Genomic DNA, 20,331 nt, shown 5'->3' on the forward strand with positions numbered 1-20,331 from the left:
GCCCTCTTCAGGTTCTTCCAGTCTGGGACGAGTGGCTCATCCCCTCTTTTGAGTTCGTCTGCTTTCCGACGGATTCCTCGAGCGGTGAACCCGCCGTGACTTTCACGGTGTCGATGTCCCTGTTGCGGTGTCCCTTGGGCGGAATCACGGCCGAGGGATCCTCGGATGCCAGCTTCGGATCTTCGGAAGGCTGGAAAGGCTTGCGCGTACGCGGCATGGTAGTACCTCCGATGTTTCAAGCACCGTAGGACAGCTCGCCTGCGCGCACATGTAGGAGTGAGCCGCGGAAGACCTATCGATGGAGCGCTACGCCCCCCCGCAGCACGCCAGGCCGGGAGCTCGCCCGCATTTAATGCAGATCGAGAAATGTCAAAAAGAGGGTATATCCCGAACCACAAGCCACGCGCCAAACGGTAACGACGCGTACATTAGCGCCAACGTACTATCGGCTTGGGCCATGCACTTGAAAACTTTACTCATCACCGCGCTGCTGCTCGTTGCGGGCGGTTTGTTCTGGTGGTGGGCCTTCGACGGCGGATTCATTGCCGTGATTGTTGCCATTGGCCTGGGCGCCGTACTTTTTCTGGCCCTTCGAGGAAACAAATCCATCAAGGATGAGCTCGACGCACAGGTTCCCGACAAGGATCCGGGCAACAAGGACTCGTGAACCGGCGGGAAACCCCGCCGTAAAAAGGCGGGATTCGCCGCTCGGCCCTCAGCGCAGCGCGAAAGCCAGTGTCACCGCGCCCAGGGCCAGCAACGCGAGGCCCGCAATGAAGACCATCTCGCCCCAGGCCTCCAGCCGCACGCCCGAGCTGCGCGAGCGCATCGAGATGAAAGACAGCAGCGCGCTGGCCAGGAAGACCAGCGCGTCGATGGCCAGCAGGCGGTCGATCAAGAGCCGCAGATCGTCGCGCGGGCCCAGGTGGCCGATCGACATCACGGTCATGCACACGCCGATCATGGTGGCCGACGTGGGCAGGATGTGCGCCGAAAGGCCCGCCCGCGGATGAAGCCATCTTTTGTCCTGGCGCGGGCTTCACCCGATCCGCACCGGCACGAAGATCTTGTCTTCGCCGCGCTGGATCAAGAGCGCCACCGACTTGTCGGCCTTGGCCACCACCTCGCGCACCTGTTCCAGGCTTTTCGCGGGCGTGCCGTTGATGGCCAGCAGCACGTCGCCCGCCTGCACGCCGGCCATGGCGGACGGCCCTGCCACATCCTCGACGAGCAGCCCGTTCTCGATGGCGGCCTCGCGCTTTTCCTGAGGCTGCAGCGGGCGCAGCGCAAGACCGAGCTTGCCCTGCCCCGCCGCGCTGTCGTTCTTGGCAACCTGCGCGGGCTTGTCGCTCGCATCGCCGAGCTTGGCCGAAAGCTCCTGCCGCTCGCCCTGGCGCCAGACTTCGAGCGTGACCTTCTTGCCCGGCGCCTGCTGCCCGATCACGGCGGGCAGGTCGCCCGACGAGACGATGGGCTGGCCGTCCACCTTGCGGATCACGTCCGCCCGCCTTCAGGCCGGCCTTGTCGCCGGGGCCGCCCTTCTCGATGTTGGAAACCAGCGCGCCTTCGGGCTTGTCGAGCTTGAAGGAATCGGCAAAGGCCTGGTTCACCTCCTGCACCGCCACGCCAAGGCGCGCATGCGTGGCCTTGCCGGTCGCGACGATCTGGTCCTTCACCTGCACCGCCACGTCGATCGGAATGGCGAACGACACGCCCTGGTAGCCGCCGCTGCGGCTGTAGATCTGCGAGTTGATGCCGACCACCTCGCCGCGCGTGTTGAGCAGCGGCCCGCCGGAGTTGCCAGGGTTCACCGCCACGTCGGTCTGGATGAACGGCACGTAGCTGTCGTCGGGCAGCGAGCGGCCCTTGGCGCTCACGACGCCGGCCGTCACCGTGCTCTCGAAGCCGAAGGGCGAGCCGATGGCCAGCACCCATTCGCCGACCTTCAGGTCCTTGGTGTTGCCGAGCGCGAGCGTGGGCAGGTTCTTCGCGTCGATCTTGAGCACCGCGATGTCGGTCTTGGCGTCGGCGCCGAGCACCTTCGCGCGGTACTCGCGCCGGTCGGTCAGCTTGACGGTGACCTCCTTGGCGTCCTTCACGACGTGGGCGTTGGTCATGATGATGCCGTCGGGGCTCACGATGAAGCCCGAGCCCTGCGCCCGCGTCGGCACTTCGCGCTGCTGCTGGGCGCGCGGGCCGATCTGGCCCTGGAAGCGGCGGAAGAACTGGAACATCGGGTCGTCCGGATCGATGCCCTGCATCTCGGCCGCGGCCTGGTCCTCCGAGGCCTTGGCGGTGCCGGTCACGCTGATGTTGACCACCGCGGGGCCGTCGCGCGATGTGATGGTCGAGAAGTCGGGCAGCGTCACCATGGCCGCGGGCGCCACGCTCGTGGCGTTGGTGGTCGGCGCGTTCACGGCGCGGGCACTGGTGTAGGCGCCGGCACCGACGGCACCGATCACCCCGGCAGTCGCCAGGGCAAGAACCAGGGCATGGGGAGAAGTCAGGCGGGTGTTCATTTCTAGCTTTCCTTTCAATGCGTCTGCACGCAAATCACGATGAAAGGAATGTCGGTCCGCTGGCTTAAGCCCGGCTTAAACCGCGCGCGGCGATTTCAGGCCCTGGCGGCAAAGCGCACCAGCACCCGCAGGCCGCCCAGCGTCGGCGATGCCGCGAGCGCGACGGTGGCGCCGTGCAATTCGGCGATCGACTTCACGATGGCCAGGCCAAGTCCGCTGCCCGGCGCCTGCGGCTCGCCCGAGCGGTAGAAGCGGTCGAGCACGCGTTCGCGCTCTTCCTGCGGCAAGCCGGGGCCGCTGTCGTCCACGCTGAGCTCGACCGCCTTGCCGAGACTTGCAATGCCGACATCGACGCGTCCTTCTTCGGGCGTGTACTTGACGGCGTTGTCGATCAGGTTGCGAAGCAGCATGCGCAGTGCCTCGGGTTGGCCCTCCACCACGGCCGGATTGGCATGCGAAATGCCGATGTCGATGCGCCGGGCCTGCGCAGCCGCGACCGCATCCGAAATGGCCAGGCGCGCCACCTCGGCCAGGTCGACCGGCTCGGACTTTGCGCCCGCGGCCATGCTGGCTTCATGCCGGGCCAATGCAAGCATCTGCTCGACCAGGCGCGTCGCGCGATCGATGCCCGCGACCAGCCGGCTCACGGCCAGCTCGCGCGATGCGGCATCGGGTGCGCGCTGCAGGCCCTGCACCTGCAGCTTGAGCGCGGCCAGCGGCGAGCGCAGCTCGTGCGCCGCATCGGCGACGAAGTGCTTCTGCGCATCGAAGGCATGCCGCACCCGGTCGAACAGAAGGTTGAGCTCCTGCACCAGCGGGCGCACCTCGTCGGGCAGGTTCTCCTCGCTCACGGGCGAAAGATCGTCGGCCTGACGCGATGCGACCTGCCCGCGCACGCGCGCCACCGGCGCGAGCGACCGGCTCACGACCCACCACACCACCAGCATGAGCAGCGGCGCCATCAATGCCACCGGCGCGACGGTGCGCAGAGCCAGCGCGCCGGCCATGTTGCGGCGCGCCGCCATGTCCTGCGCCACCTGGATCACGAGCCCGCTGGTCTGCATCGAGAACACGCGGTAGGTGGTTCCGCGCGCGCGCACGTCGGCAAAGCCCAGCACCGCCAGTTGCGGCAGTGCGGCTTGCTCGGCCGATTCGAAGATGCGCACGCCGTCGGCGGTCCATACCTGCACCACGAAATCGAAGTTCTGCTCGCCGCTGCCCAGGCCGCCCACGGCCGCGCTCGGCGGCAGGCCCGCGCGCAGCGACAGCGCCATCTGCTGCATGTGGTAGTCGAAGATCTCGTCGGCCTCCTTCAGCACCGTGCGGTAGGCCACCAGCGCCTGCGCGCCGGCAGCCAGCACAATGGCCGCGAGCAAAAACCACAGCAGGCGCGCGCGCAGCGATCCGGTCAGCGCGCGGATCATGCCTTCGGCACCATGTAGCCAACGCCGCGCACGTTGCGGATCAATTCGGCGCCGAGCTTCTTGCGCAGGCCGTGCACATAGACCTCGACCGCATTGCTGCTGATCTCGTCCTTCCAGCTGTAGAGCTTTTCCTCGAGCTGGACGCGCGACAGCACCATGCCGGGCCGCGCGATCAGCGGTTCGAGCACGGCCCATTCGCGCGCCGAAAGCACCACCGGCTGGCCATCCACCGCGACCTCGCGCGTGGCGGGGTTGATGCTCACGCCCATGTGCTCGTACACCGGCTCGGCACGCCCCGCGGCGCGGCGCAGCAAGGCGCGGATGCGGGCCAGAAGCTCGTCGAGATCGTAGGGCTTGAGCACGTAGTCGTCGGCCCCCGCGTCGAGTCCTTCGATGCGCTGCTGCACCGAGTCGCGCGCGGTGGCAATCAGCACCGGCATGCGCTGCTTGCGGGCGCGCAGGCTGCGCAGCACCTCGAGCCCGTCGCGGCGCGGCACGCCCAGGTCGAGCAGCACGAGGTCGTACTGCTGGGTGCGCAATGCGGACTCGGCCGCCTCGCCGTCCTTGACCCAGTCCACCGCGTACTGCTCGGCGCGCAGCAGGTCGAGCACGGCCTCGCCGATCATCACGTCGTCTTCGAGAAGCAGGAGTCGCATGGTGTTCAGTTTCTTGCGTTTCGGGATTCGAGGCGGAGGCGGTGCGGAAGTTCATCTCACAGCAGCGAGCGGACTTCACGCGCCGCCTCGAAGAGCAGCGGCAGCATCTCGCGCTGGAGCGTCTCTTCCTGGTAGCGCGTGCCGGACAGCACCACGTTGAGCGCGGCCACGGTGCGGCCCTGCATGTCGCGCAGCGGCACCGCGAGCGCCTGCACGCCGAGCTCGTGTTCTTCGCTGGCAAAGCAGTAGTCGTTCTTGCGCACGCGCGAGATCAGCTGGCGCAGGCCGCGCGCCTGGGTGGTGGTGTGCGGCGTGAGCCGCGCAAGGTGGCGCCCCTTGAGCCACAGCGTGAACTGGGCCGGCGCCATGGCCGCGAGCAGCACCCGTCCGGTCGACGTCGCGTGGGCCGGCAAGCGGGCCCCAAGGTGCAGGCCATAGGCCAGCACGCGGGTCGGCGTGCCGTAGGCGCCGCTGCGCGCGATGATGACCGCCTCTTCGCCGTCGAGCACCACGGCCGAGAACGACTCCCCCGTCTGCGCCGCCAGCCGGTTCAGGGTGGGCTGCAGTGCGCGCGGCAGGCGCGACGACGCCAGGTAGCTGCCCGAGAAGCGCAGCACCTTGGGAGCCATCCAGAAATAGCTGCCGTCGGTCTCCAGGTAGCCCAGGTGGGCCAGCGTGAGCAGGTGCCGCCGCGCGGCGGCCCGCGTGAGGTCGGCGCGCTCGGCGGCCAGCGTGGCGTTCAGGCGCTGGCGCTCGGTGTCGAAGCTTTCGAGCACCGCCATTCCCTTGGCAATGCCCTCGATGAAGTCGGCCTTGGCGATGGTCATTTCGGTCAATCTGCGAAGTGTTGCGCGATGATCGCGCAGCCATTCGCATGATCGCACAGAGCCTTGCCGCACGCCGCGCGAGCCGGCCGCGCACGCCCTACGCTCCCGGAAAACCCATTGGAGACACGAACATGCGCACACAGGTCGCGATCATCGGCGCAGGCCCGGCAGGCCTGCTTCTCGGACAGCTGCTTTTCAAGGCCGGCATCGACAACGTCATCGTCGAGCGCCAGAGCGGCGACTACGTGCTCGGGCGCATCCGCGCCGGCGTGCTCGAACAGGTCACCATGGACCTGCTGGCGCGCGCGGGCGTCGATGCGCGCGCCAGGGCCGAAGGGCTGCCGCACGGGGGCATCGAACTGCTGTTCAAGGGCGCGCGGCACCGCATCGACATGCATGGCCTGACCAACGGCAAGCAGGTCACGGTCTACGGCCAGACCGAAGTAACGCGCGACCTGATGGAAGCGCGTTTGGCCGAGGGCCTTGCCACCATCTACAGCGCCGCCAACGTCAGCCTGCACGACTTCGATTCGCAGCGCCCGCGCGTGCGCTACGAAAAAGACGGCCAGACGCACGAGATCGAATGCGACTTCATCGCCGGCTGCGACGGCTACCACGGCGTGAGCCGCGCCAGCGTGCCGGCCGACGCCATCCAGACCTACGAGAAGGTCTACCCCTTCGGCTGGCTCGGTGTGCTGGCCGACGTGCCGCCGGTCTCGCACGAACTGATCTACGCCAACACCGAACGCGGCTTTGCGCTGTGCAGCATGCGCAGCGCGCACCGCAGCCGCTACTACGTGCAGGTGCCGGCCGACGAGCAGGTCCGCAACTGGAGCGACGAGGCCTTCTGGGACGAGCTGCGCACACGGCTCGATCCCGAAGCCCGCGAGCGGCTGGTGACCGGTCCCTCGCTCGAAAAGAGCATTGCGCCGCTGCGCAGCTTCGTGGCCGAACCGATGCGCTTCGGCGCGCTGTTCCTGGCCGGCGACGCCGCGCACATCGTGCCGCCCACCGGCGCCAAGGGGCTCAACCTGGCGACGGCCGACGTGGGCTACCTCTCGCGCGCGTTCGAGATCTTCTATGGCGATAAATCGGCCTCTGCGCTCGACCGGTATTCCGACCTCTGCCTGCGCCGCGTCTGGAAGGCCGAGCGCTTTTCGTGGTGGTTCACCTCGCTGATGCACCGCTTTCCCGAGACCGGTGCCTTCGGCCAGAAGATCCAGGAAGCCGAACTCGACTACCTCGTGCATTCGCATGCAGCTTCCACCGCGCTGGCGGAGAACTATGTGGGCTTGCCGCTCGAAGATTTCTAGCCAGCCGCCTCGAGCGTCTTCTTCATCGCCACGCCGCCCTGCGCCATCATCGGCTCGATGTAAGCGGCCAACTCGTCGGGCAGCACGTCGGTGATCCAGACGAAGCGCGAGCGCCCCTCGCCATGCGCGAGCACTTGGGCCGAGGCGTGGTGGTGGCTGGCCTTGCCGCCGGTCACGGTGTAGGCCAGCCGGCGGTTGGGCTCGTCGATGCCCACGAGCAGTTCGCGCGCCACCAGGCCGTTGGCAAAGCTGACGATGCGCGCGCCCTTGCCGTCCAGCTCGCAGCCGGTGAGAAAGCCGGGCGCAAGGCGCGTGTGCACGGCGCCGAAGTCGCGCAGCGCGTCCCAGACGCGCGACACATCGGCTTCGACGATGAATTCCTTGTAGATCGTTGCCATGGTTGTGCGCCTTCAGCGGCAGGCCGCCGCGTGGCAGCGCCGGTGCGCGGCAAGGTCTTTGACTTTCAGTCCGATGGGGTGGTACATGGCGATGGCTTTCTGCTCGATGGGTGGATCAGGCGGTCATCATCGAACAGGGCGGCGAGGCGGTCTTGGAAAATCTTGCGGTCGCCCCTGGCGGCCTGGCGAAAGCCGCGCGGCGACACACCGGCCGCACGGCGGAAGGTGCGAACGAAATTGCTCAGGTCGGAAAAGCCGACGTCGAAGGCCACGTCGGTCACGGGGCGGTCGCCGTCCGCCAGCAGGCGCGCCGCATGGCGCAGGCGCGAGCGGACCAGATACTGGTGCGGCGTGACGCCGAGCACCTGCGAGAACACGCGCAGGAAATGGAACGGACTCAGTCCGGCTTCGGACGCCGCGCTTTCGAGGCCGATGCCGTCGTGCGAGTTCGCGTCGATCCACATGGCCGCATCGACCGCGCGGCGCCTGTCGCGCGCGGCGGTGGATTGCGGCGTGGGTTTGCTGCGCCCTTCCACCACGTCGACGAAACGGCGCGCGAACCACATGCCCAACTCGTCGAGGCCCGCATCGCTGCGTCCCTCGGCCGCGGCCTGTGCAAGTTCGCCCAGCACCATGAGTTCGGACAGCGGCGGAAGCGCTGCGGTGCGCCAGGTCCGCCGGTCGCCGCCGATCAGGTCGACGAAGCCCGGCGACAGATGGAAGGCCAGGCATTCGTCGCCGCAGACATGGTGGTCGTGGGTGCAGACGTATTCGTCGCCCGGGCAGCCCACCAGCACGGAGCCGGCCACCAGTTCGTAGGCGCTGCCGCGCGTGTGGCAGCCGAAACTGCCCTTGCGCACGTACGAGACCGAATAGCCGGCATGCGTTTCGGTGAACGGCCGCGCACCGGGCTGCGCGTCGCAGCGGTAGCTCGCCACGCGGATCGCGTCGGTCTGCAGTTCGGTGGTGACGAGCATGGTGCCTTGGACCTTCGATCACCCGGCCTGAAGATGCTCAGTCGACGGTGTGCATGGCCTGCCACACGCGCGCCGGGCTGAGCGGCATGTGCAGGCGCGGAGCACTGGTCGCAAGGCCGTTGCGCGCAAAGGCATCGGCCACGGCGTTCACGATGGCGGGGGTGGCGCCGATGGTGCCCAGCTCGCCCACGCCCTTCACGCCCAGCGGGTTGTTGGCGCACGGTGTCGACTCGTCCATTTCCATGTGGAAAATGGCCTGGACGATGTCCGCGCGCGGCGCCGCGTAGTCCATGAGGCTGCCGGTGAGCGGCTGGCCGGTCTCGTTGTCGTACACCACCTGTTCGTACAGCGCCTGGCCGATGCCCTGCACCGCGCCGCCTTCGAGCTGGCCGCGAACGATCATCGGGTTGATCACGCGGCCCACGTCGTTGACCGAGCTGTAGGCCACCACGCTGATCTCGCCCGTCGGCGGATCGATTTCGATCTCGCAGACGTGGCAGCCGTTGGGCCAGGTCGGGCCGGCCACGGTGCTGGTGGAGTCGACGAAGATCTCGCGCTCGGGCTGCTTGCCGGCCAGAGCGAACAGGTCGAGTTCGAGGTCGGTGCCGGCCACGGTGAAAACACCGCGGGTATAGGTGATGTCGTCGATGGCGGCTTCGAACTCCTGGGCCGCGAGTGCGCGCGCCTTGTCGATGGTGCGTTCGGCGCCGATGCGAACCGCCGATCCGCCAGTGAACAGAGAGCGCGAACCGGCGCTGCCGAAGCCGTCGCCGCGGTCGGTGTCGCCGAGCACGACGCGCACCTTCTCGATCGGCACACCGAAGGCATCGACCGCCAGCTGCGCAAGCGACGTGGCAATGCCCTGCCCCATGGCGTTGACGGCGGAGAACACCTCGATGACGCCATCGGCCTGCACCGAGACCGTGACACGCTCCTCGAACACATTGCCGCCGGTCCATTCGAGGAACGTGGCAACGCCCAGGCCGCGGTGCTTGCCGTTCCTGGCCGACTCGGCGGCGCGGGCCTCGAAACCCTGCCAGTCGGCCAGCACGAGCGCCTGGTCCATCACGGACTCGAACTTGCCGGTGTCGTAGGTCTGCGCCATCGGGTTCTTGTAGGGCATCTGCTCGGGGCGGATGAAGTTGCGGCGGCGCAGCGCGATGCGGTCGATGCCGGTCTGGCGCGCGGCCTCGTCCATCAATCGCTCGATGGTGAAGATCGCCTCGGGACGGCCCGCGCCGCGGTAGGCCCCCGTGGGCGCGGTGTTGGTGAGCACCGCCTTGAAATGGAAGTCGATGGTCTGGATGTCGTAGACGCTGGTCTGCACCCACGGCCCGATCAAGAGCTGGATCGCAACGCCGGTGCCGGTGGCATAGGCGCCGACATTGGCCAGCGTTTTGATGCGCAGCGCAAGGATCTTTCCGTCCGCATCGAGCGCGAGTTCGGCGCGGGCCTCGATGTCGCGGCCGTGCGCGCTCGAAAGAAACTCCTCGCTGCGGTCGGCCACCCACTTCACGGGGCGCCCGACCTGCATCGCGGCAAAGGCCACGGCGATGTCTTCCGGGTAGGCGCCGGTCTTCATGCCGAAGCCGCCTCCGACGTCGCCCACCACCACGCGCACCTTTTCCTTCGCGAGGCCGAGGGCGGCGCACACCGAATCGCGCACGCCCGAAGGCATCTGGGTGCTCATGCGGATCGTCAGGCGGCCCGATTCGGCGTCAGGCGCCGCGAGCACCGAGCGCGGCTCGATGGTCAGCGCCACGACGCGCTGGTTGACCACGTCGAGCGCCACCACGTGCTTTGCCCCGGCAAAGGCGGCCGTTGCGGCGTCGCTGCTGCCGTGCCGCATTTCAGCCGCGATGTTGCCGGTGGCTTCCTCGCACAGCTGCGGCGCACCGGCGGCGGTGGCGCTTGCGAGGTCGACCACCATGGGAAGCGCTTCGTAGTCGACCATCACCGCCTCGGCGGCATCGCGTGCCTGCTGGAAGGTTTCGGCCACCACCGCGGCCACGGCCTCGCCCACGAAGCGGGTTCTGTCGTGCGCCATGGCCAGGCGCGGCGGGCTGGCGCAATCGCTGCCGTCGGCCCGCTTGAAGCCCACGGCGCCCGGCATCGGCTTGACGCCGGCTTCGGCCAGTTCAGAGCCGGTGAGCACGCGCAGCACGCCGGGCATCGCGGCGGCGGCGGCCGTGTCGATCGACACGATGTGCGCATGCGGATAGGGAGACCGAAGGAAGACGAGATGCGCCTGGCCAGGCAGCGTGACGTCGTCCGTATAGCGGCCCGCGCCAGACAGCAGGCTCTCGTCCTCGAGGCGGCGCACTGCCTGGCCGCTGCCGAAACGCGTGGGGGTGGAATCAGTGGTCAACATGGTCCTCTTGGGCAGGCCTTCGCCGGGCAACGCTGGCCTGGCAGATCCGCATGGAGTGCAAATGGGGAAGCAGCACTATATGGGCTTCGGATAGTCTTGTGCGCTTCACGGGCAGCGCCTGTGGTTCGCGGGCCGCAATCGTTTGCCGTCCCGCTGGAGGACGGGCATTTTTCCTGCGCCGGCCGACGCGCGGGCGAAGCCGTGTATACCTACGGGCATGCAACAACTGCCCTGGCTCGAACCCGGCGACGCACTGCCCGACCCCGCCTCCGCCTGGGGCGAGCACGATCCCGTACCCGGGCTGCTCGCCGCCGGCGGAGCGCTCGATGTCGATACCCTGGTGCACGCCTACAGCCGCTGCGTGTTCCCCTGGTTCAGCGAAGACCAGCCGATTCTCTGGTGGAGTCCCGACCCCCGCATGGTGCTGCAGGTGGCCGAATTCAAGCTGCACCGGTCGCTGCGCAAGACGCTGGCCCGATTCACCCGGACGGCCGGCTGCGAGGTGCGCATCGATCACGATTTCGCCTCCGTCATCGCAGCCTGCTCGCAGTCGCCGCGCACCGGCCAATCGGGCACGTGGATCGTGCCGGACATGGTGGAGGCTTACATGGCGTTGCATCGGGCCGGCCACGCGCACAGCGTGGAAACCTGGATCGACGGCAAGCTGGCAGGCGGCCTCTACTGCGTGGGACTGGGCCGTGCGGTGTTCGGCGAGTCGATGTTCACACGCCGTCCGGACGCCTCCAAGATCGCGCTGGCCGCGCTGGTGTGCCTGTGCCGCCGCTTCCAGGTGAAGATGATCGACTGCCAGCAGAACACCTCCCACCTCGCGAGCCTGGGAGCCCGCGAAATGTCGCGCAGCCGCTTCGTGGCGCACGTCGCCAGGGCCCGGGAACAACAAGGGCCACGATGGCATTTCGAGCCCGTATACTGGGCAGAACTCCTTTCCGCGCGACCTTCCGAACCGACGTGACGCACCTCAAGGATCTTCCGCTTCACACGCTGCAGTTCTACGCGACGGCGCCCTATCCCTGCAGCTACCTGCCGGACCGCCAGGCCCGCTCGCAGGTGGCCACGCCCAGCCATCTGATCCACAACGACGCCTACTCCGACCTCGTGCTCAGCGGCTTCCGGCGCAGCGGCATGTTCACCTACCGGCCCTATTGCGACGGTTGCCGCGCCTGTATACCGCTGCGCGTGCTGGTCAACAGCTTCCGGCCCACCCGCAGCCAGCGCCGCGCCGTGAAGCAGCACCAGAATCTGCTGGCGCGCGTGCTCAAGCTGTGCTTCGTGCCCGAGCACTACCAGCTGTATCTTCGCTACCAGACCGGCCGCCACGCCGGCGGCGGCATGGACCACGACAGCATCGACCAGTACACCCAGTTCCTGCTGCAGAGCCGGGTCAACTCCAGGCTCGTCGAATTCCGCGAGACGCTGCCGGACGGCACGGCGGGCGCACTGAAGATGGTGTCGATACTCGATGTGCTGAACGACGGCATTTCTGCGGTCTATACCTTCTACGAACCGGACGCCCGCGCAGCGCCGGGCCGCCCCAAGCAAGCGGACGCCTCCCTCGGGGGGCAGCGAGAACACGCAGTGCCGAGCGTGGGGGCCTCGTCCACGGGCTACGGCACCTACAGCGTGCTGTGGCAGGTCGAGCAGGCGCGCAAGCTCGGCCTGCCGCATGTCTACCTCGGCTACTGGATCGAGGGCAGCGCCAAGATGAACTACAAGGCGCGCTTTTCGCCCCACGAACTGCTGATCGACGGACGCTGGCAAGCACCATCCGATTTCACAAGGTAAAATGGCGCCCGGTCCACACCGCATCGCGCCATGAGAAAAAACCAATCCGACGTTCCTGCCGTTCCAGTCATCCAGGTGATCGAGCGCATGTTCGCGCTGATCGACGTGCTCGCCTCCCGCGAGGAGGCCATTTCGCTGAAGGAAATCAGCGAGAAGACGGGCCTGCACCCCTCCACCACCCACCGCATCCTCAATGACCTGGCGGTCGGCCGCTTTGTCGACCGGCCCGAGGCCGGCAGCTACCGGCTCGGCATGCGGCTGCTGGAACTCGGCAACCTGGTGAAGGGCCGGCTCAACGTGCGCGACGCCGCCCTGGGGCCGATGCGCGAGCTGCACAAGCTCACCCAGCAGCCCGTCAACCTGAGCATGCGCCAGGGCGACGAGATCGTCTACATCGAGCGCTCGTACAGCGAACGTTCGGGCATGCAGGTGGTGCGCGCCATCGGCGGCCGGGCGGCCCTGCACCTGACCTCGACCGGCAAGCTGTTCCTGGCGGCCGACGATCCGCAGCGCGTGCGCAGCTACGCCACGCGAACCGGCCTGGCCGGCCACACGCGCAACAGCATCACGCAGCTGCCTGCACTCGAGCGCGAACTGTCGAAGGCGCGCCAGTACGGCATTGCACGCGACAACGAGGAACTCGAACTGGGCGTGCGCTGCATGGCCGCCGGCATCTACGACGACCAGGGCAAACTGGTGGCGGGGTTGTCGATTTCCGCGCCGGCGGACCGGCTCGACGAAGGATGGCTGCCCAAGCTGCAGGCCACGGCCAATGAAATTTCGGGAGCACTGGGCTACAAGGATGCTGCAGCGGCGGCTTCGGCCGGCCCTGCGGCAATCGGCGCCAGCGGCGCTTCAGGCCCCACCGCGGGCTGATCGACCGGGCTTCGCCGCGGTTCTCGACATGGCCGCCCTTTTCAGGGCGGCTGGTTCTGTCAGCCAGCGACCTGGTAAGTCGCAGTGCTGCGCGCTGCGGCCGGCGATCCGGTGGAGGCATGCGTGGCCTCGACCCAGCGGCGAACACGTTCCGCGTCGGCAATGCGGCTGAACTTGCCGGCCGAATCCAGGAACACCATGATCAGCTTGCGCCCCGCCACCTTGGCCTGCATCACGAGGCACTGGCCGGCTTCGGAGATGTAGCCCGTCTTCTGCACGCCAATTTCCCAATCCGGACTCTTCACGAGACGGTTGGTGGTGTTGAACTGCAGCACGCGCTTGCCCACTTCGACCTGGTATTCAGGCGAGGTCGACAGCGAGCGCACCGTGGCGTCGGAATAAGCGGCATTGACGAGCAGCGCGAGGTCCTGCGCGCTCGACTGGTTGCGGCTCGACAGGCCGGTGGGCTCCACGTAGCGCGTGTCCTTCATGCCGAGCATCTTCGCCTTGGCGTTCATGATGCTCACGAAGGTGGCAAGGCCGCCGGGATAGGTGCGGCCCAGTGCATGCGCCGCGCGGTTCTCGCTCGACATCAGGGCAAGATGCAAAAGCTCGCCGCGCGACAGCGTGGTGCCGACCGTCAGGCGCGAACGGCTGCCCTTTTCGGTATCGACGTCGTCCTGCGTGATGGTGATCAGCTCGTCGTTCGGAAGACGGGCTTCGCTGATCAAGAGGCCGGTCATCAGCTTGGTGAGCGATGCGATCGGGAGCACCGCGTGATCGTTCTTGCTGAACAGCACTTCGTGCGTGTCCTGGTCGATCACGAGCGCGACGCTCGACTTCAGGTCGAGCACGTCATCGGTTCCATGCAGGCCGGCCAGTTGCCCGAAGGACTGGCGCGCAGGCGTTTCGACGCGAACCACCGAACGGCGCTGCACGGCAACCACGGTGCGGCCATTCCTCTGGCGGATAGAGGCCACCACGTTGCGGCCGCCGCGAACGACTTTTTCGCTTCGATCGGCCTTGCTGCCACGCGACGCATTGGCAGAACGTTTGACTTCCACCGGCACCGGTCCTGCGGCCTTCTTGGCCACGGAGGTCTTGGTTGCGGCTGTTTTTTCCTTCTTGGCGGCCTCTGCACCGGACAGCAAAAACGCCGTGGCGCAGAGCGCGACGGCGACGAATTTGACTGCGGGCAAGAACCGCTGGCTGGAAACTCGGCGGGGGCGGGTTTCAGACATTTAATTAACTCCAGCGGCGAAAATGAGAACCGCAGTGTATCCAAATCAAAAAAGGCACGCAATATCAGTTACTTGCGCCCTTTTCTTCAAGAACCGCAAGTCAACCTATCCTTGTGCCGCCACTTTCTCAGCTTGGCTCTGTAACTTATTGAGCGCGCTCAAATAAGCTTTTGCCGACGCGACCACGATGTCTGGATCGGCCCCGACACCGTTGACGACCCGCCCCGCATTTTGTAACCTAATTGTAACCTCTCCTTGGCTTTCTGTCGAGCCACTTATCGCATTGACAGAGTAAAGCACCATTTCGGCGCCGCTCTTGACGTGCGACTCGATCGCCTTGAGGGAAGCATCAACCGGGCCATTGCCGTCGGATTCACCGGTGACTTCCTTGCCCTGGACGGTGAAAACGACTTTGGCCTGGGGACGTTCGCCGGTTTCGCTGTGTTGGGCGAGCGAGACAAAAGCAAACTGTTCGTCAACGTGTGACAGCTCTTCCGCGCTGACGAGCGCAAGAATGTCCTCGTCGAAAATTTCGGACTTGCGGTCCGCCAGTTCCTTGAAGCGCAAGAAGGCGGCGTTGATGTCGGCTTCGCTGCCCATCGTCACGCCCAGTTCCTGCAGCCGCTGCTTGAATGCATTGCGCCCGCTGAGCTTGCCCAGCACGATCTTGTTGGCGGCCCAGCCCACGTCTTCGGCCCGCATGATCTCGTAGGTGTCGCGGGCCTTGAGCACGCCGTCCTGGTGAATGCCCGAGGCATGCGCGAAGGCGTTGGCGCCCACCACGGCCTTGTTGGGCTGCACCACGAAGCCGGTGGTCTGGCTCACCATGCGGCTCGCAGCCACGATGTGCTGGGTGTCGATGTTGAGATCGAGGCCGAAGTAATCGCGGCGCGTCTTGACCGCCATCACCACTTCCTCGAGCGAGCAGTTGCCCGCGCGCTCGCCCAAGCCGTTGATCGTGCACTCCACCTGGCGCGCGCCGCCGATCTTCACGCCAGCCAGCGAGTTGGCCACCGCCATGCCGAGGTCGTTGTGGCAATGCACCGACCAGATCGCCTTGTCGCTGTTGGGCACGCGCTCGCGCAGCATCTTGATGAAGTTGCCGTAGAGCTCGGGAATGGCGTAGCCCACGGTATCGGGCACGTTGATGGTGGTGGCGCCCTCGTTGATCACGGTTTCCAGCACGCGGCAGAGAAAGTCGGGATCGCTGCGGTAGCCATCCTCGGGGCTGAACTCCACGTCGGACACGAGATTGCGCGCAAAGCGCACGGCGAGCTTCGCCTGCTCGTGCACTTCGTCCGGCGACATGCGCAGCTTCTTTTCCATATGAAGCGGCGAGGTCGCGATGAAGGTATGGATGCGCCCGCGCACCGCACCCTTGAGCGCCTCGGCCGCGCGCGAGATGTCGCGGTCGTTGGCGCGCGACAGGCCGCACACCGTCGAATCCTTGATGATGTCGGCAATGGCCTTGACGGCTTCGAAGTCGCCGTTCGAACTGGCCGGAAAGCCCGCTTCGATGACATCGACCTTGAGCCGTTCGAGCTGCTTGGCGATGCGCATCTTCTCGTCGCGCGTCATCGAAGCCCCGGGCGATTGCTCGCCGTCGCGCAAGGTGGTGTCGAAAATAATGAGTTGGTCGGTCATCGCGGATCTCCTTGGTTCATTTGCACCTTGCGCGTACGGCGGGGGCAGCGTCAGGCGAGCTCAACCACCGATTGTGCGCTGTGCGCGCCGCGACTCCGCGCGCGCTGCACACCGGAGACAATGGCCTTCAGCGAAGCCGAGATCACGTTCGCGTCGATGCCCACGCCGAACAGCGTCTGGGCCTCGTCCACGCGCAGTTCGAGGTACGCCACCGACTTGGCATCGGCGCCCGCGCCAATGGCGTGCTGGTGGTAGTCCATCACGCGCACTGCATGGCCGGTGGCGTTGCTCAGCGCTTGCGTGAAGGCGTCGATCGGGCCGTTGCCGCGGCCTTCGATGGCGCGGATCTCGCCGTCCCAGGGCAGGTCGCCGCGCAGCACCACCGAGGCGCCGGCGCCCTCGCCTTCTTCCTCGATCACGCGGTGCTGCAGAGAATGCGCGGCCTCGAGGCCGTATTCGCGCACGAACAGCTCCCAGAGGTCGGCGGCGGTGAGCTCCTTGCCGGCCACGTCCATCACGCGCTGCACGGTCTGCATGAACTCCATCTGCAGGCGGCGCGGCATCTCGAGGCCGTATTCGCTTTCGAGCAGGTAGGCCATGCCGCCCTTGCCCGACTGGCTGTTGACACGGATCACGGCCTCGTAGCTGCGGCCCACGTCCTTCGGATCGATCGGCAGATAGGGCATGTCCCAGATGTCGCCCTCCTTGCGCGCAGCGAAGGCCTTCTTGATCGCGTCCTGGTGCGAACCGGAGAACGAGGTGTAGACGAGATCGCCCACATACGGATGGCGCGGATGCACCGGGATCTGGTTGCAGTGCTCGACCGTCGCGCGGATCTCGTCGATGTTCGAGAAGTCGAGCTCGGGCGACACACCCTGCGTGTAGAGGTTGAGCGCGACGTTGACGAGGTCGAGATTGCCGGTGCGCTCGCCGTTGCCGAACAGGCACCCCTCGATGCGCTCGGCGCCCGCCATCAGCGCCAGTTCGCCGGCCGCCGTGCCGGTGCCGCGGTCGTTGTGCGGATGCACGCACAGCACGATGGAGTCGCGGCGCGCGAGGTTGCGGTGCATCCACTCGATCATGTCGGCAAAGATGTTCGGCGTGGAGTGCTCGACCGTGGTGGGCAGGTTCACGATGCACTTGCGCTGCGGCGTCGGCGCCCAGACTTCCGTCACCGCGTCGACCACGCGCTTCGAGAACACGACGTCGGTGCCCGAGAACATTTCGGGCGAATACTGAAAGGTCCACGTCGTGCCCGGCTGCTTCGCGGCGAAATCGTTGAACATGCGCGCATGGCTGCTGGCAAGCTCGACGATCTGGTCTTCGTCCATGCCGAGCACCACGCGGCGCATCACGGGCGCCACGGCGTTGTAGAGATGCACGATGGCGCGCGGCGCGCCCTGCAGCGATTCGAAGGTGCGTGCGATGAGATGGTCGCGCGCCTGCGTCAGCACCTGGATCGTCACGTCGTCGGGAATGCGGTCTTCCTCGATCAGCTTGCGCACGAAGTCGAATTCGACTTGCGAGGCGGAAGGAAAGCCGACTTCGATTTGCTTGAAGCCGATGGCCACGAGCGTCTCGAACATCCGCATCTTGCGCGGGATGTCCATCGGCTCCACCAGCGCCTGGTTGCCATCGCGCAGGTCGGTCGACAGCCAGATCGGGGCCTTGGTCAGCACGGCATCGGGCCAGGTGCGGTCCTTGAGGCCGATCGGGGCGAATGCGCGGTATTTGGCTTGAGGTTGCTTCAACATGTCGATTTCTCTGTGATGGTTGGTGATCAACCAGCAACCCCAAAGACAAACGGCCCGTTGCTGGTGCGAACGGGCCGTGGTGAGGGATTTGCGCGTGCGCTACCGTCTCCGCCCGTGAGGGAGGGCTAGTAGGGCCAGCAGCGAAATCTTGGTCATGAGGATTGCGAATGTAGCACAAGCCGGCTTCAGTTATGCAAGCCCCGCTCGTCGGGCTCTTCGGTCGAGGTGCTGATCACGCTCGCCTGCTGCCCCTTGGCCTTGCGCCACGCATAGACCACATAGCCGCTCAAGCCATAGGCCACGAAGAGGCCAAAGAGCACCGTGGGCGGATGGATGTTGATGACCGCGATGCCGAGCGCGATCAGCACGATCACCACGAAAGGCACGCTCTTTTTCATCTGGACGTCCTTGAAGCTGTAGAACGGCGCATTGGTGACCATCGAAAGTCCGGCATAGAGCGTGAACGCGAAGGTGATCCACGTGATCTGCGTCCATGAGAGATACAGCACCTCGCCGCCCCGCTTGCCCCATTCGGTCATGAGCCAGATGAAACCGGCCACGAGCGCCGCCGCCGCCGGCGAGGGCAGCCCCTGGAACCAGCGCTTGTCGACCACGCCGGTGTTGACGTTGAAGCGCGCCAGCCGCAGCGCCGCGCAGGCGCAGTAGACGAAGGCCGCAATCCAGCCCCAGCGGCCCAGGCCCTTGAGCGACCATTCGTAGGCGATGAGCGCCGGAGCGGCGCCGAACGACACCATGTCGGACAGCGAATCCATCTGCTCGCCGAACGCGCTCTGCGTGTTGGTCATGCGAGCCACGCGGCCGTCGAGGCTGTCGAGGATCATCGCGGCGAACACGCCGAGTGCCGCAAGATCGAAGCGCGCGTTCATCGCCATCACGACCGAATAGAAGCCGCCGAACAGCGCGGCCAGCGTGAACAGGTTCGGCAGTATGTAGATGCCCTTGCGGCGCTTGCGCGGAGGCACCTCGTCGGGAACCGTGTCGTCATGCATTGAATTTGCCTCCGTCCCTCGTGGGCACTGCGCGAACAGCCATCCGTTCGATGGCTTCTTGATCTGTAAATCGCATGGGTTCGCAGTGTAGTTCAGGGGGGTGGTTCGCCCCGTCATGAAAAAGGCCACCCAGCGGGTGGCCCTCGGAAACCGGGCGCCGCGGCACCCGGTTCATTGGCTGATCAGTTGCGGGTCTGGTCGACCAGCTTGTTCTTTTTGATCCAGGGCATCATCGCGCGCAGCTTTTCGCCGACGACTTCGATCTGGTGCTCGGAGTTCAGGCGGCGGCGGCTGATCAGCGTGGGGGCGCCGGCAGCGTTTTCCAGCACGAAGCTCTTGGCGTATTCGCCGGTCTGGATGTCCTTGAGCACTTGCTTCATGACCTTCTTGGTCTCTTCGGTCACGATGCGCGGGCCCGTGACGTACTCGCCGTATTCGGCGTTGTTCGAGATCGAGTAGTTCATGTTGGCGATGCCGCCTTCATAGATCAGGTCGACGATCAGCTTGAGCTCGTGCAGGCATTCGAAGTACGCCATTTCAGGCGCGTAGCCGGCTTCCACCAGCGTTTCGAAACCGGCCTTGATCAGCTCGACCGTGCCGCCGCACAGAACCGCTTGTTCGCCGAACAGGTCGGTCTCGGTTTCTTCGCGGAAGTTGGTCTCGATGATGCCGGCCTTGCCGCCGCCGTTGGCGGTGGCGTAGCTCAGCGCGAGGTCACGCGCCTTGCCGGTCTTGTCCTGGTGCACGGCCACGAGGTGGGGCACGCCGCCGCCTTGCGTGTAGGTGCTGCGCACGGTGTGGCCCGGGGCCTTGGGAGCGACCATCCACACGTCGAGGTCGGCGCGCGGCTGCACGAAGCCATAGTGCACGTTGAAGCCGTGCGCGAAGACCAGCGAAGCGCCTTCCTTGATGTTCGGCGCGACGTCGTTCTTGTAGACGTTGGCGATCTGCTCGTCGGGCAGCAGGATCATGACCACGTCGGCGGCCTTCACGGCGTCGGCCACTTCGGCGACCTTGAGGCCGGCCTTCTCGACCTTGGGCCACGAGGCACCGCCCTTGCGCAGGCCGACCACGACCTTGACGCCGCTGTCGTTCAGGTTCTGCGCATGCGCATGGCCTTGCGAGCCGTAACCGATGATTGCGACCGTCTTGCCCTTGATGAGGCTGAGGTCGGCGTCCTTGTCGTAGTAAACCTTCATGATGCGTCTTTCCTATTTAATCTCTGGCACCCCCGGTGCGGAGGTGCGTTCACTCACAGTTGGCCGGAGGGATTCCGGTCCTTCATTTGCTGGTTGATGGACACGAGGTTGTCGTGAATGCGGAACAGCAGGATCAGCAATTCGCTGTAGACGCGAACCATGATCGCGCCGAAAACAAGAATACCGATGGCAGCCAGGATGCGGCCCTGAAACAACGAGATGACCGTTGCGGCGAGCACACCCAGCAGCCCGAGGAAGTACAGAATCCGAATGATGATCGGGGTCACCATCTTCTCGAAACCCAGCAAGTCTTGCATTA

Annotated in this window: 19 protein-coding genes and 1 pseudogene; 5 read left to right on the forward strand and 15 right to left on the reverse strand. The window is 66.1% G+C overall.

Features of this window, described 5'->3' with window-relative positions; all coding sequences use genetic code 11:
• Positions 1 to 7: 7 nt before the first annotated feature.
• Positions 8 to 217 (reverse strand): hypothetical protein, encoded by a 210-nt coding sequence (locus QFZ47_RS27035; protein WP_307658566.1) that lies wholly within the window; start codon positions 215 to 217, stop codon positions 8 to 10.
• Positions 218 to 298: 81 nt separating this feature from the next.
• Between QFZ47_RS27035 and QFZ47_RS27040 the strand changes: the two genes are divergently transcribed.
• Positions 299 to 667, forward strand: a complete 369-nt coding sequence (locus QFZ47_RS27040; protein ID WP_307658567.1) for a hypothetical protein — start codon at positions 299 to 301, stop codon at positions 665 to 667.
• 48 nt (positions 668 to 715) lie between these two features.
• On the opposite strand, the gene QFZ47_RS27045 is transcribed toward QFZ47_RS27040, so the two are convergent.
• The 5 genes and pseudogenes from QFZ47_RS27045 to QFZ47_RS27065 form a co-directional block, all read right to left on the reverse strand.
• Positions 716 to 964 (reverse strand): hypothetical protein, encoded by a 249-nt coding sequence (locus tag QFZ47_RS27045; RefSeq protein ID WP_307658568.1) that lies wholly within the window; start codon positions 962 to 964, stop codon positions 716 to 718.
• Between the two features lie 75 nt (positions 965 to 1,039).
• Positions 1,040 to 2,519: pseudogene (locus QFZ47_RS27050) on the reverse strand (DegQ family serine endoprotease).
• Positions 2,520 to 2,614: 95 nt separating this feature from the next.
• Positions 2,615 to 3,943 carry an ATP-binding protein gene (locus QFZ47_RS27055; RefSeq protein ID WP_307658569.1) on the reverse strand — a complete coding sequence of 443 codons (1,329 nt, stop codon included), beginning with the start codon at positions 3,941 to 3,943 and terminating at the stop codon, positions 2,615 to 2,617.
• Positions 3,940 to 4,599 carry a response regulator gene (locus QFZ47_RS27060; protein ID WP_307658570.1) on the reverse strand — a complete coding sequence of 220 codons (660 nt, stop codon included), beginning with the start codon at positions 4,597 to 4,599 and terminating at the stop codon, positions 3,940 to 3,942. Before QFZ47_RS27060 ends, QFZ47_RS27055 begins: the two co-directional genes overlap by 4 nt.
• Positions 4,600 to 4,655: 56 nt before the next feature.
• On the reverse strand, positions 4,656 to 5,426 hold the full coding sequence (locus QFZ47_RS27065; protein ID WP_307658571.1) for an IclR family transcriptional regulator domain-containing protein: 771 nt from the start codon (positions 5,424 to 5,426) through the stop codon (positions 4,656 to 4,658).
• A 131-nt stretch (positions 5,427 to 5,557) separates the two neighbouring features.
• Between QFZ47_RS27065 and pobA the strand changes: the two genes are divergently transcribed.
• On the forward strand, positions 5,558 to 6,739 hold the full coding sequence (gene pobA / locus QFZ47_RS27070; RefSeq protein ID WP_307658572.1) for a 4-hydroxybenzoate 3-monooxygenase: 1,182 nt from the start codon (positions 5,558 to 5,560) through the stop codon (positions 6,737 to 6,739).
• Here the strand turns inward: pobA and QFZ47_RS27075 are convergent.
• The 3 genes from QFZ47_RS27075 to QFZ47_RS27085 form a co-directional block, all read right to left on the reverse strand.
• Positions 6,736 to 7,137, reverse strand: a complete 402-nt coding sequence (locus tag QFZ47_RS27075; protein WP_307658573.1) for an SRPBCC family protein — start codon at positions 7,135 to 7,137, stop codon at positions 6,736 to 6,738. The genes pobA and QFZ47_RS27075 overlap by 4 nt on opposite strands.
• A gap of 65 nt (positions 7,138 to 7,202) precedes the next feature.
• Positions 7,203 to 8,114: a helix-turn-helix domain-containing protein gene (locus QFZ47_RS27080; RefSeq protein ID WP_307658574.1), complete on the reverse strand. Its 912-nt coding sequence runs from the start codon at positions 8,112 to 8,114 to the stop codon at positions 7,203 to 7,205.
• Positions 8,115 to 8,151: 37 nt separating this feature from the next.
• Positions 8,152 to 10,485, reverse strand: a complete 2,334-nt coding sequence (locus QFZ47_RS27085) for a xanthine dehydrogenase family protein molybdopterin-binding subunit (RefSeq protein ID WP_370880619.1) — start codon at positions 10,483 to 10,485, stop codon at positions 8,152 to 8,154.
• Positions 10,486 to 10,702: 217 nt separating this feature from the next.
• Between QFZ47_RS27085 and aat the strand changes: the two genes are divergently transcribed.
• Genes aat through QFZ47_RS27100 form a run of 3 tightly spaced genes read left to right on the forward strand, consistent with a single transcriptional unit; the run spans position 10,703 to position 13,164 of the window.
• The gene (gene aat, locus QFZ47_RS27090; protein ID WP_307658575.1) at positions 10,703 to 11,458 is read left to right on the forward strand and encodes a leucyl/phenylalanyl-tRNA--protein transferase; all 756 of its coding nucleotides are present in this window, start codon (positions 10,703 to 10,705) and stop codon (positions 11,456 to 11,458) included.
• Positions 11,455 to 12,288, forward strand: coding sequence for an arginyltransferase (locus QFZ47_RS27095; protein ID WP_307658576.1), 834 nt, complete (start codon positions 11,455 to 11,457; stop codon positions 12,286 to 12,288). The genes aat and QFZ47_RS27095 overlap by 4 nt, the downstream gene beginning before the upstream one ends.
• A gap of 30 nt (positions 12,289 to 12,318) precedes the next feature.
• Positions 12,319 to 13,164, forward strand: a complete 846-nt coding sequence (locus QFZ47_RS27100; protein ID WP_307658577.1) for an IclR family transcriptional regulator — start codon at positions 12,319 to 12,321, stop codon at positions 13,162 to 13,164.
• 59 nt (positions 13,165 to 13,223) lie between these two features.
• On the opposite strand, the gene QFZ47_RS27105 is transcribed toward QFZ47_RS27100, so the two are convergent.
• The 6 genes from QFZ47_RS27105 to QFZ47_RS27130 form a co-directional block, all read right to left on the reverse strand.
• Positions 13,224 to 14,405 (reverse strand): serine hydrolase, encoded by a 1,182-nt coding sequence (locus QFZ47_RS27105; protein WP_307658578.1) that lies wholly within the window; start codon positions 14,403 to 14,405, stop codon positions 13,224 to 13,226.
• Between the two features lie 105 nt (positions 14,406 to 14,510).
• The gene (locus QFZ47_RS27110; RefSeq protein ID WP_307658579.1) at positions 14,511 to 16,049 is read right to left on the reverse strand and encodes a 2-isopropylmalate synthase; all 1,539 of its coding nucleotides are present in this window, start codon (positions 16,047 to 16,049) and stop codon (positions 14,511 to 14,513) included.
• A 50-nt stretch (positions 16,050 to 16,099) separates the two neighbouring features.
• Positions 16,100 to 17,803 (reverse strand): 2-isopropylmalate synthase, encoded by a 1,704-nt coding sequence (gene leuA, locus QFZ47_RS27115; RefSeq protein WP_307658580.1) that lies wholly within the window; start codon positions 17,801 to 17,803, stop codon positions 16,100 to 16,102.
• Between the two features lie 185 nt (positions 17,804 to 17,988).
• On the reverse strand, positions 17,989 to 18,813 hold the full coding sequence (pssA, locus tag QFZ47_RS27120) for a CDP-diacylglycerol--serine O-phosphatidyltransferase (RefSeq protein WP_021007106.1): 825 nt from the start codon (positions 18,811 to 18,813) through the stop codon (positions 17,989 to 17,991).
• A 182-nt stretch (positions 18,814 to 18,995) separates the two neighbouring features.
• Complete coding sequence (gene ilvC, locus QFZ47_RS27125; protein WP_093019123.1) at positions 18,996 to 20,012, reverse strand: ketol-acid reductoisomerase; 1,017 nt, start codon at positions 20,010 to 20,012, stop codon at positions 18,996 to 18,998.
• 53 nt (positions 20,013 to 20,065) lie between these two features.
• Positions 20,066 to 20,329: a DUF4282 domain-containing protein gene (locus tag QFZ47_RS27130; protein ID WP_042579951.1), complete on the reverse strand. Its 264-nt coding sequence runs from the start codon at positions 20,327 to 20,329 to the stop codon at positions 20,066 to 20,068.
• Positions 20,330 to 20,331: the final 2 nt, after the last annotated feature.

The organism is Variovorax paradoxus (genome assembly GCF_030815975.1).
In the GTDB taxonomy this organism is placed as follows: domain Bacteria; phylum Pseudomonadota; class Gammaproteobacteria; order Burkholderiales; family Burkholderiaceae_C; genus Variovorax; species Variovorax paradoxus_N.

What these genes read in the sequence shown, in the direction of transcription:
- QFZ47_RS27035 (WP_307658566.1), bottom strand. Translation starts at nt 217, where the DNA reads ATGCCGCGTACGCGCAAGCCTTTCCAGCCTTCCGAAGATCCGAAGCTG.
- QFZ47_RS27040 (WP_307658567.1), top strand. Translation starts at nt 299, where the DNA reads ATGGAGCGCTACGCCCCCCCGCAGCACGCCAGGCCGGGAGCTCGCCCG.
- QFZ47_RS27045 (WP_307658568.1), bottom strand. Translation starts at nt 964, where the DNA reads ATGATCGGCGTGTGCATGACCGTGATGTCGATCGGCCACCTGGGCCCG.
- QFZ47_RS27055 (WP_307658569.1), bottom strand. Translation starts at nt 3,943, where the DNA reads ATGATCCGCGCGCTGACCGGATCGCTGCGCGCGCGCCTGCTGTGGTTT.
- QFZ47_RS27060 (WP_307658570.1), bottom strand. Translation starts at nt 4,599, where the DNA reads ATGCGACTCCTGCTTCTCGAAGACGACGTGATGATCGGCGAGGCCGTG.
- QFZ47_RS27065 (WP_307658571.1), bottom strand. Translation starts at nt 5,426, where the DNA reads ATGACCATCGCCAAGGCCGACTTCATCGAGGGCATTGCCAAGGGAATG.
- pobA (WP_307658572.1), top strand. Translation starts at nt 5,558, where the DNA reads ATGCGCACACAGGTCGCGATCATCGGCGCAGGCCCGGCAGGCCTGCTT.
- QFZ47_RS27075 (WP_307658573.1), bottom strand. Translation starts at nt 7,137, where the DNA reads ATGGCAACGATCTACAAGGAATTCATCGTCGAAGCCGATGTGTCGCGC.
- QFZ47_RS27080 (WP_307658574.1), bottom strand. Translation starts at nt 8,114, where the DNA reads ATGCTCGTCACCACCGAACTGCAGACCGACGCGATCCGCGTGGCGAGC.
- QFZ47_RS27085 (WP_370880619.1), bottom strand. Translation starts at nt 10,485, where the DNA reads ATGTTGACCACTGATTCCACCCCCACGCGTTTCGGCAGCGGCCAGGCA.
- aat (WP_307658575.1), top strand. Translation starts at nt 10,703, where the DNA reads ATGCAACAACTGCCCTGGCTCGAACCCGGCGACGCACTGCCCGACCCC.
- QFZ47_RS27100 (WP_307658577.1), top strand. Translation starts at nt 12,319, where the DNA reads ATGAGAAAAAACCAATCCGACGTTCCTGCCGTTCCAGTCATCCAGGTG.
- QFZ47_RS27105 (WP_307658578.1), bottom strand. Translation starts at nt 14,405, where the DNA reads ATGTCTGAAACCCGCCCCCGCCGAGTTTCCAGCCAGCGGTTCTTGCCC.
- QFZ47_RS27110 (WP_307658579.1), bottom strand. Translation starts at nt 16,049, where the DNA reads ATGACCGACCAACTCATTATTTTCGACACCACCTTGCGCGACGGCGAG.
- leuA (WP_307658580.1), bottom strand. Translation starts at nt 17,803, where the DNA reads ATGTTGAAGCAACCTCAAGCCAAATACCGCGCATTCGCCCCGATCGGC.
- pssA (WP_021007106.1), bottom strand. Translation starts at nt 18,813, where the DNA reads ATGCATGACGACACGGTTCCCGACGAGGTGCCTCCGCGCAAGCGCCGC.
- ilvC (WP_093019123.1), bottom strand. Translation starts at nt 20,012, where the DNA reads ATGAAGGTTTACTACGACAAGGACGCCGACCTCAGCCTCATCAAGGGC.
- QFZ47_RS27130 (WP_042579951.1), bottom strand. Translation starts at nt 20,329, where the DNA reads ATGCAAGACTTGCTGGGTTTCGAGAAGATGGTGACCCCGATCATCATT.